Origin of the sequence: Rossellomorea marisflavi, assembly GCF_022170785.1 — a bacterium.
Taxonomy (GTDB): Bacteria; Bacillota; Bacilli; order Bacillales; family Bacillaceae_B; genus Rossellomorea; species Rossellomorea marisflavi_B.
Genome location: NZ_CP081870.1, coordinates 2,987,400 through 3,003,510, shown reverse-complemented (window position 1 = coordinate 3,003,510; position 16,111 = coordinate 2,987,400). Strand labels below are relative to the sequence as shown.

Sequence of the window (16,111 nt, the reverse complement as noted above, 5' to 3'; positions counted from 1 at the left end):
TTTAGGGGGGCGAAACAATGACGAAACTTGACGAAACGTTGACGATGCTCAAGGATTTGACCGATGCCAAGGGAGTACCGGGAAATGAACGCGAAGTGCGGAACGTGATGAAAACATACATAGAGCCATTTGCCGATGAAATCACTACGGATAACCTGGGAAGCCTGATTGCGAAGAAGACCGGTTTGGAGAACGGTCCGAAGATCATGGTGGCCGGTCATCTGGACGAAGTAGGCTTCATGGTGACCCAGATCGACGGCAGGGGCTTCCTGCGTTTTCAAACCGTCGGAGGCTGGTGGTCCCAGGTAATGCTTGCCCAGCGGGTGACCATCGTGACCGATAGCGGGGAAATCACGGGTGTGATCGGTTCAAAGCCACCTCATATCCTTCCTCCTGAAGCGCGTAAGAAGCCGGTTGACATCAAGGATATGTTCATCGATATCGGTGCTTCCAGCCGCGAAGAAGCAGCGGAATGGGGAGTCAAACCGGGAGATATGGTGGTTCCATACTTCGAGTTCACGGTGATGAACAATGAAAAGATGCTCCTTGCAAAAGCATGGGATAACCGCATCGGCTGTGCGATTGCCATCGATGTACTGAAAAACCTTAAGGATGCCGATCATCCGAATATCGTGTACGGTGTCGGAACGGTCCAAGAGGAAGTCGGACTCCGCGGTGCCCGCACATCTGCTGCGAAAATCCAGCCGGACATCGCCTTTGGTGTGGATGTCGGGATCGCCGGTGATACACCGGGAATCTCCGATAAGGAAGCATCAAGTAAAATGGGAGATGGCCCACAGATCATCCTATATGATGCGTCCATGGTTTCCCATAAAGGCCTGCGTGATGCCGTCACCAGAACGGCAGACGAACTGGGCATCCCGTATCAATACGATAGCATCGCCGGGGGAGGGACCGATTCAGGTTCGATCCATCTGACGGCGAACGGGGTACCGGCCCTGTCCATCACCATCGCCACCCGCTACATCCACAGTCATGCTGCCATGCTTCATCGTGATGACTACGAAAATGCGGTGAAACTCATCACGGAGGTCATCAAGAAGCTCGACCGTGAAACCGTCGATAAAATTACGTATGATTGATCAAAAAGAGGCGCCCGCGGGCGCCTCTTTTTGCATGCTAATGATCAGTGATTGAAATCGACCTTGTGGGAGTCGGTCAGATCTGCCCCGATCGTCTTGGTGATGATCCGGAAGGCATTATCATTATCTTCAGTCGTCTCTGAAGCGACACAGTCGGTCGGGATGGAAAGCTCATATTCTCTCATATATGCATCATTCGCCGTATACAGGACGCAGATATCCCCCGCGATCCCCGTCAGGATCAAGTGCTGGATATCCAGCTGGTGAAGGAGGATTTCAAGCTGTGTCCCGAAGAAACAGGAATGCTTCGGCTTGATGATGAAGTAATCATCTGTGTCGGGGTGAAGCCGCTCGATGACTTCTCTACCCTTCCCTTTTTTGCAGTGCTCGATGATATCGTTCATATTGTCCTGCCATAGACCATAATTATCGTTGACATAGATGATGGGGATACCCGCATCTTTCGCCTTTTTCTTCAGATCCCGGATCGGATCGACGACGTCAAGGGTATGGTCAAGCAGGTTTTCCCCTCCGTCGAAGTCGAACGTATTGATCATATCGATCACGAGGAGTGCTCTGTTATCTTTACCCATTTGGTTCCTTCCCCTTTCGAAGCTTTTAGCCTTTCTTTACCACTCACGATTTCACTCAAACGTCCACGGGATGGGGCTTTTGGAGTGAAATGAAAAACGCGCCTTCTGCATGAAGGCGCGCCATTCGTTTTAATGAGGCTGTTGAAGGGAATTCTCAAGCTTTTCAAGGACCATCTTCTGTTCGTTCGGATCAGCGTTCTGCCAGAAAACCTCGAGGAGTACACCCAGTCCTGGGAGCGTCTTCTCTTCGCCTCCCTGAATGGCGTCTACGATGGTATCTCTCAGTTCATCCTGTGAATTGCCCTGCACATTGTGTATGATCGCTTTGCGTAAGTTCAAGCTCATTATGCCCAGCTCCTTTATGGTTGATGAGGAATTCATTGTTATCGTCTCTCAAATCCCGTATATTATGTATGGAAGTTGAGGTATAATGGACATTTGAATAGAACGTTGAAGGAGCGGATACGATTGAAGTATATTCAATCCTCAAAAAACCCCATCGTGAAACAATGGAAGAAGCTGTTGACCAAAAAAGAACGGGATCTCACCCGTACCTATATCATCGAAGGATTCCATCTTGTAGAGGAAGCGTTGAAGCAGGATGGTGTCGTGCAGGAACTGGTCGTCGTGGAAGGAGTGGAGGTGCCTAGGATCTTTGAGGCCGAATCCATCACCACCGTATCAGCTGAGGTCGGAAGCCTTCTCGCCGATACGGAGACCACCCAAGGGATCTTTGCCATCTGCCGGCAGCAGGAACGGGAGGAAGACATAGTCGAAGCGAGTACCTTCCTTCTCCTGGACGGGCTCCAGGATCCCGGTAATATCGGGACCATCATCCGGACGGCTGATGCGGCAGGGATCGACATGGTCGTCCTCGGGAAGGGGACGGTGGATCCTTATAACCAAAAAGTCCTTCGCTCTGCCCAGGGCAGTCATTTCCACCTGCCGATCGTGCGGATGGATCTTGACGAGCTGATCCCGGAGCTGCAGGAGCGTGGGATCCCGGTTTATGGCACGGCCCTTGAGAACGGGGTGGAATACACAGGCGTCGAGCCTGCTGCATCATACGCCCTTATCATGGGGAACGAAGGAAACGGAATGTCCCCCCATACATTGAAGATGACGGATCAAAATCTCTACATCCCGATTTTCGGGCAGAGTGAATCATTGAATGTGGCTATTGCTGCAGGCATCCTCATGTATCATTTTAATCAGAAGACACCGAAAAGGGTTTGAATTCTCCCCGATAATTCACTATAATAGTTCTCATATACGAAAAACGTTGAAAGAGGAAAGTAGCATCTGGAATTCCTCCAGGGAGAGAGTGCCTCGACTGAAAGCACTCTTATGAAGGACAGCTGTGAAATTTCACCTCTCGAGTTGGCATCGGGACCATTGCCCAAGCAATGTAATGATGTACCGGCGTATGCCGTTATCCGAATGAAGTGAGTGGGCGAACGCTGCCTGCTTATAAGGGTGGTACCGCGATCAAACCTCGTCCCTTTCCGGGATGGGGTTTTTTTATTTGGTCAAAAAAGGACCGGTCCACTGAGACCGCAAGATAAAAAGGAGGATGTTCCATGGAGGAAACATTACGATCCCTTCAACAGGAAGCAATCGAAAAAGTAAATGAAGCACAGGATTTAAAAGCGCTGAATGATGTGCGCGTTGCCTATCTCGGCAAAAAAGGCCCCGTGACAGAAGCGCTGAAAGGCATGGGGAAACTCTCTGCAGAAGAGCGTCCGAAAATGGGTGCCCTCGCCAATGAGGTCCGCGGAGCCATCACCGAGACCATCGAAGCGAAGCAGGCCATCCTTGAGAAGGAAGCAGTGGAGAAGAAGCTCCAATCGGAAACAATCGACGTGACCCTCCCAGGACGCCCTGTGAAAAGCGGGAATCACCATCCCCTTACCATGATCGTCGAGGAAATCGAAGATCTGTTCATCGGTATGGGCTATACGATTGCCGAAGGTCCCGAAGTGGAGAAGGACTACTACAACTTCGAAGCGCTTAACCTGCCGAAAGGACACCCGGCCCGGGATATGCAGGATTCATTCTATATCTCGGAAGAAACGCTCCTCCGCACCCATACGTCCCCTGTACAGGCAAGGACGATGGAGATGGCAGATGGAAAAGGACCGATCAAGATCATCTGCCCTGGGAAAGTGTATCGCCGCGACACCGATGATGCGACCCATTCCCATCAGTTCACACAGATCGAAGGGCTTGTCGTCGATGAACACATCCGCATGAGTGACCTTAAAGGAACGTTGAATGTATTTGCCAAGAAGATGTTCGGGGAAGACCGGGAAATCCGACTACGTCCAAGCTTCTTCCCATTCACGGAGCCTTCCGTCGAAATGGATATCAGCTGTAAGATCTGTGGCGGTGAAGGATGTCGCGTATGTAAAGGGACCGGCTGGATCGAGATCCTCGGTGCTGGAATGGTCCATCCGAATGTACTGGAAATGGCCGGATTCGATTCAAGCAAGTACTCAGGGTTCGCCTTCGGGATGGGACCTGAACGGATTGCCATGCTGAAGTACGGAATCGATGATATCCGTCACTATTACACGAACGATACGCGTTTCCTCAAACAGTTCAGCGAGAAGGAATAAACGGGGGCGCATGACGCACCGGACAAATCGATAGGAGGTACAAGAATGTACGTTTCATATAAATGGCTGGAAAACTACGTGGACCTGTCAGGTGTCACACCTGAAGAACTTGCCGAAAAGATCACCCGCAGCGGGATCGAGGTAGAAGGAGTGGAGCGGATCGGGGACGGCATCAAGGGTGTCGTCGTCGGCCATGTCCTCACATGCGAACAGCATCCCGATGCGGATAAACTGAATATCTGCACCGTGGATGTCGGAGAAGAAGAACCCGTTCAGATCATTTGCGGGGCACCGAATGTCGCCAAAGGCCAAAAAGTGGCCGTTGCCAAGGTAGGCGCTGTCCTTCCCGGCAATTTCAAGATCAAGAAAGCGAAGCTCCGCGGAGAGGTTTCCCAAGGGATGATTTGTTCCCTTCAAGAGCTCGGCGTGGAAAGCAAGCTTGTCCCGAAGGAGCATGCTGACGGGATCTATGTATTCCCTGAAAGTGAAGAAGTCGGAGCCGATGCAGTGGAGCGCTTGAGCTTGGATGATTCCATCCTTGAACTCGGACTCACCCCGAACCGCTCGGATTGCTTGAGCATGCTTGGTGTTGCCTACGAAGTGGCAGCCATCCTTGACCGTGATGTGAAGCTTCCGGAACCCTCCGTAAGCGGGTCCGGCGAGAAAGCGTCAGACTACGTGTCTGTCCGCGTGGAAGCGAAAGATGACAATCCACTGTACGGAGCAATGATCATCAAGAACGTGAAGATCGGCCCATCACCAGCATGGATGCAGCACGCCCTCATGGCAGCGGGCATCCGACCGCATAATAATGTCGTCGACATCACGAACTACGTACTCCTTGAGTACGGTCAGCCACTTCATGCCTTCGACTATGACCGATTCGGATCAAAAGAAGTCGTCGTCCGCCGTGCGCATAATGGCGAGAAGATCGTGACACTCGATGATACGGAGCGCACACTGTCTGATGATCAACTTGTCATCACGAATGGCAAGGCACCAGTCGCCCTCGCCGGCGTCATGGGCGGAGCAGACTCTGAAGTCCAGCAGGACACCACCACCGTCCTATTGGAAGCAGCGTATTTCACAGGCGCCATTGTGAGGGGGGCTTCCAAGCATCACGGGCTCCGCAGTGAAGCGAGCACACGTTATGAAAAAGGCGTCGATCCCGAGCGCGTCCTGAAAGCGGGAGAACGTGCCGCCGAGCTCATGGCTGAGTATGCCGGAGGAGAAGTCCTCGAAGGCACGGTCCTCTTTGATGAAATGACCGTCCACCCGGCCCGCGTATCCATCACCCTTGAGAAGATCAACGCTTCACTCGGAACAGCCATCACCGCTGAGGAAGTGGAAAGCATCTTCCGACGTCTCGGATTCCCTGTTGAAGTAAGCGGTGATACCTTCCACGTGACGGCTCCGACAAGAAGAGGCGACATCACGATTCAGGAAGATCTATTGGAAGAAGTGGCACGCCTCTACGGCTATGACCACATCCCGATGACCCTTCCTCAAGGGGCATCCACAGCAGGAGGTTTAAGCCCATATCAGGCGAAACGTCGCGCTGTCCGCCGCTACCTGGAAGGAGCAGGTCTCCTTCAGGCGATCACTTACTCCCTGACGAACGACAAGAAAGCGACTCAATACGCACTTGATGTGAAAGAGCCGGTCCGCCTCCTCATGCCGATGAGTGAAGAACGGAGCAACCTGCGCCTGAGCATCGTCCCGCAGCTTCTTGAAGTCATTTCGTACAATAAGGCCCGTCAAAACGACAGCCTCGCGTTCTATGAAGTCGGAGCCGTGTTCCTGAACGAAGGGGAAGAACTTCCACGGGAAGAGGAGCACATTGCAGGGGCCCTTGCCGGTCTGTGGCATTCGCATCTTTGGCAGGGTGAGAAGAAGCCTGTTGACTTCTACGTGGCAAAAGGGATCCTCGAAGGAATGTTCGAGAACCTTGGCGTATCTGATGCCATCAGCTACCGTCAAGCCGTCATCGATGGATTACACCCAGGACGGACAGCGGAAATCCTCTTGAACGATGAAGTCATCGGTTTCGTCGGTGCCACCCATCCGGAAGTGGAAAAAGACCTTGATCTCGACGCAACCTACGTATTCGAACTGAAGGCCGCACCGGTATTCGGATATGATAAAGCACCACTCGGCTACTCACCGATCCCGCGTCATCCATCGATCACGAGGGATATCGCCCTCGTCGTCACACAGGATGTGAAAGCAGGAGACGTTCAAGCCATCATCAAAGAAGCAGGAGGAAAACTTCTCAAAGAAGTCTCCGTCTTCGACCTTTATGAAGGAGAGCATATGGAACCAGGCAAGAAATCCCTGGCCTTCTCCCTCAAATACTTCGACCCGGCCAAAACCCTGACCGATGAAGAAGTCGTGAAAGTCCATAACAAAGTCTTAGAAGCCGTCAAAGCGAAAGCCGGAGCGGAACTTAGGGGATAAATAAAGAAAGATGCCGGGAGTGGTTCCGGCATCTTTTTTTGGCTTTTCCACTAGACTTATCTCTTACATGATCATGCATGATCCCATTGCGGAGCGATTCACTATTAATCCTCTCGTTTTTCTTACAGGAACAGTCGAGAGAACTCAGGATGATGAAAGAAATCCTCCTGCCCTTTGTCCTCCATCAAATCTTTCATCTGCAAAACATCTCAATACATGGGAAGGCTGTCTCATGTCAGTATGCAGGAAGTGGATAAAGACATAAATGGCGATAATGATATCTATCTACCCAAACTGACAACCAAGAAAGAAATGAAGCACTTTACCTCTCCTGTGCTTTTTTCCTGAAGATCGAGTAAGTAAAAGAGCTCAAGAGATCATTACGAATGTAAGTCATATTATATGGGCCACTTTCCTTCCGAAGAGCATCTGGTGAAAATACATCATGATACAGGCATTTTAAATTGCATATAACGGACTACTTCTATCCGAAAATCCCCCGGAGCGGAAGGCAGCCGACTCCAACGGGAAAAGCGGGCAGGGTGAGACCCTGCAGGCCTGCCAAAGCGGCTCACTGCACGCCCCGTGGAAAGCGGCTGCCTGGAGCGGAGAGGCACGGACCCTTTTTAAAGTGGATCTTTCTTCGTATATTGAGTGATCTGTTATATAGAAACAATCAACAAAAAAAGATGCCATCCCAAAAGGATGACACCTCCCTCTACTTCCTCGAAATCTTGATTGCCTTATCACTATTGGCAAAATGCCACTTAGTCATATTCTTCAGGGAGTCAACACCCCTGCGCTTGATGATCTTGGCCGCAGCGATATCAACGGCGCTTCCGGCACCCTTCGGGATCGTCACGCCGGCCTTCTCACTCAGCTTGTCCATCTCCTTCAGGAACGCATAGCGGGCTATGATCGATGCTGCCGCGACGGACAGATGCATGCCTTCACCCTTCGTACTGAAGTAAACCCGGTCCCGCTGGATCTTTTTCTGTGAAGCAATATGTTTGTAGTACGTATTTTTTTCCACAAACTGATCGATCAGGATCCCTTCCGGCTGTTCGGGGGAGATTTTGTCCATCAGATTCAGGATCGCTTTATTGTGAAGCAGGGCTTTGATCTTCCCTTGGGTCATCCCGCTTTCCTGCAGCTCATTGTATTTCGGGTTATGAAGGATGAGGAGACTGTAAGGAATCGTCTGGATCAGGTCCTTGGCGATGCGCTTGATCGTCTCGTCCGTCAGGTTTTTGGAGTCCTGGACACCAAGTTCCTTCACGAGTTCGAGATGCTCCCGTTTTACATAGGCGCTGACAACCGTGATCGGTCCGAAGAAATCCCCGGTCCCGACTTCATCCGATCCGATCACCGACCACGAAGCAAAGTCTTCGGGAAGGGTGGTGGTCTTTTTGTCGATCTTCTTTACTTTAGGAGCAACCTTCGATCCCCAGCGTGATGCTTCCTCTTCGCCCCGGGACCCTTGGAAGAGGACTTTTCCCGATTTATAGGCCGTGACGGTGCATCCTGCAGGCTTGGCAGAGAATACTGCACCGGGTGGCACCTTGCCTGTGAGGACGGAAGAATAGTGTTCTTTCATTTTATGTATCTGATCAGATGTCGTTTGAATGACGGTATTGGCCAAAACGGATCTCTCCTTCTTTACAAGTATGGTACGATGGAAATGAGTTCATATGACAATGTTCTACCATTCTCAACAGGTACATGGTATGATAGTGTGTAGAATTTTTAAGTGAACGGGGGTCTTTCGGATTGTCTGAAGCAGAAAAAAATCGCATTACCGTGGATATATATGGTCAGCATTATACGATCGTCGGGACAGAGGCGCCTGATACGATCCGCTTCGTCTGCTCCAAAGTGGATGACAAAATGAGAGAAATCAACTCTGCGAACCCGTATCTCGACACGGGAAGACTTGCTGTCCTGACAGCCGTGAACGCCGTGAACGATTATATCAAACTTCAAGAGAAGTACGAAGACCTCGAACGGCAAATCAAACAATTAAAGGATTGAAGTAACTATGTTGGATATCATACTGCTCGTACTCCTGCTTTTTGGATTCCTCATCGGATTGAAACGGGGATTCATCCTGCAGGTGATACATATATTCGGTTTCATCGCTTCATTCATTGTAGCATATTTGTATTATGATCAGCTTGCTCCCAAGCTGACTTTGTGGATTCCTTACCCGAATCTTGACGACCAGATGGCATTGAAGATGATCTTCCAGGCGGGGAATATGGAAGACGCCTACTACCGGGTGATCGCATTCACCATCATTTTCATCGCAGTGAGGATCATCCTTCAGATCATCGGCTCCATGCTTGATTTTGTCGCCCACCTTCCAATCTTGAAGCAGGTGAACAAACTGGGCGGGGGAGTGCTGGGATTTGCGGAAACGTATTTGATCCTGCTCATCCTGCTGTTCATCGGGGCCCTCCTGCCAATGGATTCCGTGCAGTCAGCCATTCAAGGATCCTTCCTTGGACAGGGCATGGTCAAAAACACCCCGATCTTCTCCGATATGATTCAATCATGGTGGATGGGGAAATCAGCTTGATAACAGGACTGGGTCCAGGAACCGAAGCATTCGATGCCGTTCCGGATTCAGTCTTTTTCTTTTGATGCGGAGTTTGCTACTATAGAGAGTGGAGAAACCATTTTCATGATGGAGAAGGTGATTGACGTGAATAAAAAAGATATCATTAAACTATTAGAAGAGATTGCTATCTATATGGAGCTCAAAGGCGAGAACTCATTCAAAATCTCGGCTTATCGCAAAGCAGCTGCAGCTCTTGAAAATGATGATCGCAGCTTAAGTGAAATAGATGATTTTACAAAAATCAGTGGAATAGGAAAAGGGACGGCAGGGGTCATCCAAGAATACGTGGAAGAGGGCTCTTCATCGGTATTGGAAGAGTTGGAGGAACAGGTTCCTCCCGGACTCGTTCCCCTTCTTCAACTTCCCGGACTAGGTGGGAAGAAGATTGCGAAGCTGTACAGCGAGCTTGGCGTGAAAGGAATCAAAGATCTGGAAGAAGCGTGCCGGAACGAAAAAGTCCAGGCCCTGGCCGGTTTCGGGAAAAAGACGGAAGAGAAGATCCTCGCCGCCATCGAGCAGGTTGGCAAGCGGCCGGACCGCCTTCCCATCGGCTTCATGGAAGGAGTGGCAGTCGAGATCGAATCCTTCCTAGGCAATATGGACAGCATCAGAACCTACTCCCGTGCCGGCAGCCTGCGGAGGGGACGCGAAACCATCAAGGATCTTGATTTCATCCTCTCCACTGATGAGCCGTCACAGGTGAAGGAAGCCCTTCTGAAGTTCCCCGGTATCGTGGAGACCATTGCAGCGGGAGACACAAAAGTATCATTGACGCTCCGTTACAGCTGGGATGTGAGCGTCGATTTCAGGATTGTCGAACCGCAGGAATTCGCCACGGCCCTCCATCATTTCACGGGTTCGAAAGATCACAACGTCCGGATGCGACAGCTTGCGAAAGAGCGTGGAGAGAAGATCAGCGAATACGGGGTGGAGAACGCTGAAACGGGTGAAGTGACGACGTTTGAAACGGAAGAAGAGTTCTACGATCACTTCGGTCTCCCTTTCATCCCGCCTGAACTCAGGGAAGACGGCCGCGAGGTTGAAGGGTTCACGAAAGACTACCCATTGATTTCCCTTGAAGCCATCAAAGGAGACCTTCATATGCATACCACCTGGTCCGACGGCGCTTACTCCATTGAAGAGATGGTGGAAGCCTGCCGGGCAAAAGGGTATGCCTATATGGCCATCACGGACCATTCCCAATACTTGCGGGTAGCCAATGGCCTCAGTAAAGAACGATTGCTGAAACAGATTCAAGAAATTAAAGAAATCAATAAGCGCTATGATGATATCGAGGTGCTTGCGGGAATCGAGATGGACATCCTGCCTGACGGGACGCTCGATTATGACGACGACGTCCTGAGTCAGCTTGACGTGGTCATCGCATCGATCCATTCGAGCTTCTCACAGTCACAAGACAAAATCATGGACCGGTTGAAAACGGCACTGGAGAACCCCCATGTGGACTTCATCGCCCATCCTACGGGCAGGATCATCGGCCGAAGGGAAGGATATGCCGTCGACATGGATGCCCTGATCGACCTTGCGGCAGAAACCGGAACCGCACTGGAGCTCAATGCAAACCCGAATAGGCTCGATCTGTCGGCAGAACATGTGCGAAAAGCTCAGGAACGCGGTGTTCCCCTGGTCATCAATACGGACGCACACAGCCATGACCACCTTGAGTCCATGGGGATCGGCGTCTCGACTGCGCGAAAAGGATGGATCAAAACCGATTCGGTCCTCAATACGAAAGATACAGACGAACTCATGAAGTTCCTGAAACGAAACAAATGATAAAGGTGGAGTATCGTGAATTCCAAAGTACTGAAAACATTAGAGTTTGATAAGATCAAAGAACTACTGAAAGAATATGCGGCATCTGCACTGGGCCTTGCCAAGGTGACCGCCCTGACACCATCCGTGGACTATGACGAAATCCTGGCCCTCCATGAAGAAACGGATGAAGCCATGACGATCCTCCGCCTCAAGGGGCACGCCCCACTCGGAGGGATCTTCGATATCAGGCCCCATGTGAAGCGTGCCCAGATCGGTGGCATGCTCTCTCCCGCCGAACTTGTGCAGGTGGCGAGCACAATCCGTGCAAGCCGTAAGCTGACGCGCTTCGTTGAAGAACTGAAGGAAGAGGAAGTGGAAATCCCACTCCTGCAGGAGAAGATGGAATCCGTCACACCGCTCCCACACCTTGAGCAGGAAATCCGTCAGGTGGTGGACGAAAACGGAGGCATACTCGATTCTGCCAGTGATTCCCTACGTAACATCCGCACCCAGCTCAGAGCAAATGAAGGAAGGATCAGGGAGAAGCTTGAGCGGATGATCCGTTCCTCTAATGCCCAGAAGATGCTGTCGGATGCCATCATCACCATCCGGAACGATCGCTACGTCATCCCAGTGAAGCAGGAGTATCGCGGCCATTATGGCGGCATCATCCATGATCAGAGTTCCTCCGGTCAGACCCTCTTCATTGAGCCTGAGGCCATCGTGCAGCTCAATAACCAACTCAGGGAGTTGAAATTGAAAGAGCAGACCGAGATTGAAAAGATCCTGCTGGCCATGACGGAAAAGGTGCATGAATTCTCAAGTGAACTTTTCTACATCGTATCGGTCCTGACCGATGTGGACTTCATGTTCACCAAGGCGAAGTTCGGTCGTTCCATCAAGGGGACGAAACCGGTTGTCAATCAGGATAAGCGTGTCAAACTGAACAAAGCCCGCCACCCACTTTTGCCAATGGATGACGCCGTGGCCAACGATATAGAGCTCGGGGATGATTTCTCTGCGATTGTCATCACCGGACCGAATACTGGGGGGAAAACCGTCACCTTGAAAACACTCGGTTTGACGACCCTCATGGCACAGGCAGGCCTTCCGATCCCGGCGCTGGATGGTTCCGAGGTAGGGGTCTTCAAGACCGTGTATGCCGATATCGGGGATGAGCAGTCCATCGAACAGAGCTTGAGTACATTCTCCTCCCATATGGTGAACATCGTCGGGATCCTCGATAAAGTCGATTTCGACAGCCTTGTCCTCTTTGATGAGCTCGGGGCGGGGACCGATCCCCAGGAAGGGGCGGCACTTGCCATCTCCATCCTTGATGAAGTCCACGCAACCGGAGCGAGAGTGGTCGCAACGACGCATTATCCAGAACTGAAGGCATATGGCTATAACCGTGAAGGCGTCGTGAATGCAAGCGTCGAGTTCGACGTCGAAACACTGAGCCCGACCTACCGACTCTTGATCGGGGTACCGGGACGGAGTAATGCATTCGAGATCTCCGAGCGCCTGGGACTATCCGAACGCGTCATCACGCGTGCCAAATCCCATATCGGGACCGACAGCAAGGAAGTCGAGAACATGATTGCTTCCCTCGAAGACAATCGCAGGCAGGGTGAGCGCGAGCTTGAAGAAGCGCATGAGCTCTTGAGGCAAGCGGAGAAAATGCACAAAGACATGCAGAAACAGATGATGGAGTACTACGAGAAGAAGGACTCCCTTTATGAAAAAGCACAGAAAAAAGCATCCGAAGTCGTCGACAAAGCGAAAGCGGAGGCGGAAGAAGTGATCCGCGACCTGAGAAGGATGCAGAAAGAAAGCTCATCCGGGATCAAGGAGCACCAGCTCATCCAGGCGAAAAAACATCTCGAGGAAGCAGCGCCGAACCTGCCTCAGTCGTCGAAACCGAAAAAACAATCGACGGAACGCACATTGCAACCGGGAGATGAAGTGAAAGTCCTAAGCTTCGATCAAAAAGGCCATCTCGTTGAGAAGGTATCCAATAAAGAATGGCAGGTCCAGATGGGGATCATGAAGATGAAAGTGAAGGAATCCGATCTTGAATTCATCCAATCCCAGCAGAAGGTGGAAACCAAGCCTCTTTCTACGGTGAAGGGAAAGGACTTCCATGTGAATCTTGAACTCGATCTCAGGGGCGAACGCTATGAAAATGCTTTGGCCCGTGTCGATAAATACATCGATGATGCTCTCCTAGCAGGCTATCCGAGGGTTTCCATCATCCATGGGAAGGGCACCGGTGCCCTTCGGCAGGGCGTCCAGGAATACCTGAAGAATCATCGTGCCGTCAAAAAGGCACGATTCGGTGATGCCAGTGAAGGCGGCACCGGGGTAACGGTCATCGAATTCAAGTAGTAGAGGAGAGAAGGGGGATTCCTAGTGGAGAAAATCTGGGAGAATGTGTTGGTGAAGACCGCTGCGAACTACAGCGTCGTCATCCTCTGCCTTGTTCTTTTCCTGGCGGTCTTTGAACTTGTCACGAAGTATAAGAACTGGGAAGAAATCAAGAAGGGGAATCTTGCTGTGGGTATGGCTACCGGAGGGAAGATCTTCGGGATTGCCAATATCTTCAGTCATTCCATCGATCATAATGATACGATCATCACGACGATCGGATGGGGTGTCTACGGCTTTTCCCTCCTGCTGATCGGGTACTTCATCTTTGAGTTCCTGACACCTAGATTCAAGATCGATGAAGAAATAGCCAATGATAACCGCGCTGTAGGATTCATTTCCCTCGTCATTTCCGTCGGACTATCCTATGTCATCGGCGCAGGAATTTCATAAGGAGAGGGAATATGGAGAAACTGGCGAAAGTATTATTGGTCCTTTGCGGAGGATTCATCGTGGTGGGTATCATTTATATGGTTTTCTTTGCTTGACCGCCTTAATATTGAAAGGAAGACTGTCATACAGTAGTGGTGACAGTCTTTTTTATATGGGATGACTCCTAACAAGGGAGGATGACCATAGGCTAAAAGAAGGACTGGGAATCGAATACAAATTGTATCTGAAGTCCTGATGTTTTATAATGGGAATAGAATAAATTTTCAAACAATTAGACGGGAGGGATCAGTATGAACAAACCCTGGCTCACTGAATACCCCGAGCAGATTCCAAGGGAGTTTTCGCTGGTGGAGAAACCGCTTCAGAGCTATCTGACTGATGCGGCGGAGAAATATGGTGGGAAAACGGCAATCCATTTCATGGGCAAGGAATTGAGCTATAGTGAGGTGCACGAAGCGGCACTCAAATTCGGCTCTTATCTCCAGGGGCTCGGGATCGAAAAAGGAGATCGTGTGGCCATCATGCTTCCCAACACGCCGCAGTCGGTCGTTGCCTACTACGGCATCCTCTATGCTGGAGGAGTCGTCGTGCAGACGAATCCACTTTATATGGAACGGGAGATCGAGTATCAAATGAAGGATTCGGGTGCCAAGGTGATGCTCACCCTGGATATCCTTTATCCGCGGGTCACGAAGGTGATGAAGGAAACCGAGCTTGAACATATAATTGTAACCGCTATCAAGGATTGTCTCCCCTTCCCCAAAAACCTGATTTATCCATTCATCCAAAAGAAGCAGTACGGCATCGTCGTGAAAGTGGAGCCGTCGGAAACCATCCATCTCTATACGGATATCATGAAGAGAAGCGCAGGAGGACTTGCGGAACCGGAGGGGTTTGATTTTGCAGAAGACCTTGCTCTCCTTCAGTATACGGGAGGGACGACGGGGTTCCCGAAAGGGGTCATGCTCACCCATCAAAATCTGGTGGCCAATGCGTCCATGTGCGATATCTGGCTTTATAAGTGCCGGAAGGGTGAAGAACGGGTCCTGGGCATCCTCCCATTCTTCCATGTCTATGGGATGACAGCCGTCATGGTGCTATCCATCATGCAGGGGTATACCCTCATCCTCCTCCCGAAATTCGATGCCACCACGACCCTCAAGACGATCCAAAAGCAGAAGCCGACCCTGTTTCCCGGAGCTCCGACAATCTATATCGGATTGTTGAATCATCCGGATCTCAAGAAGTACGATCTCTCCTCCATCGATTCATGCATCAGCGGAAGTGCATCGCTCCCCGTCGAGGTGCAGCAGCAGTTCGAAGCGATAACAGGAGGAAAGCTGGTCGAAGGATATGGCTTGACGGAGTCATCACCGGTCACGCACTCCAACTTCCTGTGGGATAAAGAGAGGGTGAAGGGGAGCATTGGCGTCCCTTGGCCGAATACCGACAGTGTCATCCTGTCCATGGAAACAGGGGAAACGTTGCCGCCGAATGAAATCGGTGAGATTGCAGTGAAGGGTCCGCAGGTGATGAAAGGATACTGGAATCGACCTGAAGAAACTGAGCAGACGCTGAAGGATGGTTGGCTCCTTACGGGAGACGTCGGCTACATGGATGAACGCGGATACTTTTTCGTAGTGGATCGCAAGAAGGATATGATCATTGCCGGAGGCTTCAATATTTACCCGCGGGAAATCGAAGAAGTCCTGTACGAACACCCTGCCATCCAGGAGGTCGTCGCAGCCGGAGTGCCTGATGCCTATCGGGGCGAAACCGTAAAAGCATATGTGGTCCTCAAGGAAGGTGCGTCCCTGACAGAAGAAGAGCTCAACGTGTATGCGAGGAAATATCTTGCCGCATATAAGGTCCCGAGGATTTATGAATTCAGGAAAGAGCTGCCGAAAACAGCTGTCGGAAAGATCCTCCGCAGGGCGCTGGTGGAAGAAGAACGCGTCAAGCTGGAAGAAGAGGAGAAATTAAGTTAAACTATTGAAGGAGAATCCTTCCTTCTTTTTTGTTGGCGGATGGTACAGGCTGTTGACAATCACAGGAGAACCTTATAATATAGAAACATGAATGAATGGTCATTCATTATTCTATAAGGCAGGTCAAAAACCT

13 protein-coding genes and 1 other annotated feature are annotated in these 16,111 nt (G+C 50.8%); of the genes, 10 read left to right on the top strand and 3 right to left on the bottom strand.

Annotated features, from left to right (window positions below):
* The first annotated feature begins 17 nt into the window (after positions 1-17).
* Positions 18-1,103, top strand: coding sequence for a M42 family metallopeptidase (locus tag K6T23_RS15720; protein ID WP_056534982.1), 1,086 nt, complete (start codon positions 18-20; stop codon positions 1,101-1,103).
* Between the two features lie 44 nt (positions 1,104-1,147).
* On the opposite strand, the gene K6T23_RS15715 is transcribed toward K6T23_RS15720, so the two are convergent.
* The gene (locus K6T23_RS15715; protein ID WP_056534984.1) at positions 1,148-1,696 is read right to left on the bottom strand and encodes a cysteine hydrolase family protein; all 549 of its coding nucleotides are present in this window, start codon (positions 1,694-1,696) and stop codon (positions 1,148-1,150) included.
* A 129-nt stretch (positions 1,697-1,825) separates the two neighbouring features.
* A complete protein-coding gene (sspI, locus tag K6T23_RS15710; RefSeq protein ID WP_053426380.1) occupies positions 1,826-2,041 on the bottom strand; it encodes a small acid-soluble spore protein SspI in 216 nt (71 codons plus the stop codon).
* Positions 2,042-2,164: 123 nt separating this feature from the next.
* Here sspI and K6T23_RS15705 point away from each other — a divergent pair, with 123 nt between their 5' ends.
* The 3 genes from K6T23_RS15705 to pheT all read left to right on the top strand — a co-directional run bounded on the left by K6T23_RS15705 (position 2,165) and on the right by pheT (position 6,771).
* Positions 2,165-2,932: a TrmH family RNA methyltransferase gene (locus K6T23_RS15705; protein ID WP_238281688.1), complete on the top strand. Its 768-nt coding sequence runs from the start codon at positions 2,165-2,167 to the stop codon at positions 2,930-2,932.
* Positions 2,933-2,969: 37 nt separating this feature from the next.
* Positions 2,970-3,202, top strand: a binding site (T-box leader).
* A 74-nt stretch (positions 3,203-3,276) separates the two neighbouring features.
* Positions 3,277-4,314 (top strand): phenylalanine--tRNA ligase subunit alpha, encoded by a 1,038-nt coding sequence (gene pheS / locus K6T23_RS15700; protein WP_048006304.1) that lies wholly within the window; start codon positions 3,277-3,279, stop codon positions 4,312-4,314.
* 45 nt (positions 4,315-4,359) lie between these two features.
* Entirely contained in the window at positions 4,360-6,771 is a 2,412-nt protein-coding gene (gene pheT / locus K6T23_RS15695) for a phenylalanine--tRNA ligase subunit beta (RefSeq protein ID WP_238281686.1), read from the top strand.
* A gap of 718 nt (positions 6,772-7,489) precedes the next feature.
* Here the strand turns inward: pheT and rnhC are convergent.
* Positions 7,490-8,413: a ribonuclease HIII gene (gene rnhC, locus K6T23_RS15690; RefSeq protein ID WP_238281684.1), complete on the bottom strand. Its 924-nt coding sequence runs from the start codon at positions 8,411-8,413 to the stop codon at positions 7,490-7,492.
* A 128-nt stretch (positions 8,414-8,541) separates the two neighbouring features.
* Between rnhC and zapA the strand changes: the two genes are divergently transcribed.
* The 6 genes from zapA to K6T23_RS15660 all read left to right on the top strand — a co-directional run bounded on the left by zapA (position 8,542) and on the right by K6T23_RS15660 (position 15,978).
* Positions 8,542-8,802, top strand: a complete 261-nt coding sequence (gene zapA / locus K6T23_RS15685) for a cell division protein ZapA (RefSeq protein ID WP_048006300.1) — start codon at positions 8,542-8,544, stop codon at positions 8,800-8,802.
* 7 nt (positions 8,803-8,809) lie between these two features.
* The gene (locus K6T23_RS15680; RefSeq protein ID WP_053426387.1) at positions 8,810-9,349 is read left to right on the top strand and encodes a CvpA family protein; all 540 of its coding nucleotides are present in this window, start codon (positions 8,810-8,812) and stop codon (positions 9,347-9,349) included.
* A 105-nt stretch (positions 9,350-9,454) separates the two neighbouring features.
* The gene (gene polX / locus K6T23_RS15675; protein ID WP_420493479.1) at positions 9,455-11,188 is read left to right on the top strand and encodes a DNA polymerase/3'-5' exonuclease PolX; all 1,734 of its coding nucleotides are present in this window, start codon (positions 9,455-9,457) and stop codon (positions 11,186-11,188) included.
* 15 nt (positions 11,189-11,203) lie between these two features.
* Positions 11,204-13,558 (top strand): endonuclease MutS2, encoded by a 2,355-nt coding sequence (locus tag K6T23_RS15670; protein WP_238281681.1) that lies wholly within the window; start codon positions 11,204-11,206, stop codon positions 13,556-13,558.
* Between the two features lie 24 nt (positions 13,559-13,582).
* Positions 13,583-13,990, top strand: a complete 408-nt coding sequence (locus K6T23_RS15665) for a DUF350 domain-containing protein (RefSeq protein WP_056534996.1) — start codon at positions 13,583-13,585, stop codon at positions 13,988-13,990.
* Between the two features lie 290 nt (positions 13,991-14,280).
* Entirely contained in the window at positions 14,281-15,978 is a 1,698-nt protein-coding gene (locus K6T23_RS15660) for an AMP-binding protein (RefSeq protein WP_420493478.1), read from the top strand.
* Positions 15,979-16,111 lie beyond the last annotated feature (133 nt).

Coding starts and splice junctions, on each gene's coding strand:
- pheS (WP_048006304.1), top strand. CDS start 3,277: ATGGAGGAAACATTACGATCCCTTCAACAGGAAGCAATCGAAAAAGTA.
- polX (WP_420493479.1), top strand. CDS start 9,455: ATGATGGAGAAGGTGATTGACGTGAATAAAAAAGATATCATTAAACTA.
- K6T23_RS15680 (WP_053426387.1), top strand. CDS start 8,810: ATGTTGGATATCATACTGCTCGTACTCCTGCTTTTTGGATTCCTCATC.
- K6T23_RS15660 (WP_420493478.1), top strand. CDS start 14,281: ATGAACAAACCCTGGCTCACTGAATACCCCGAGCAGATTCCAAGGGAG.
- pheT (WP_238281686.1), top strand. CDS start 4,360: ATGTACGTTTCATATAAATGGCTGGAAAACTACGTGGACCTGTCAGGT.
- sspI (WP_053426380.1), bottom strand. CDS start 2,041: ATGAGCTTGAACTTACGCAAAGCGATCATACACAATGTGCAGGGCAAT.
- K6T23_RS15715 (WP_056534984.1), bottom strand. CDS start 1,696: ATGGGTAAAGATAACAGAGCACTCCTCGTGATCGATATGATCAATACG.
- K6T23_RS15720 (WP_056534982.1), top strand. CDS start 18: ATGACGAAACTTGACGAAACGTTGACGATGCTCAAGGATTTGACCGAT.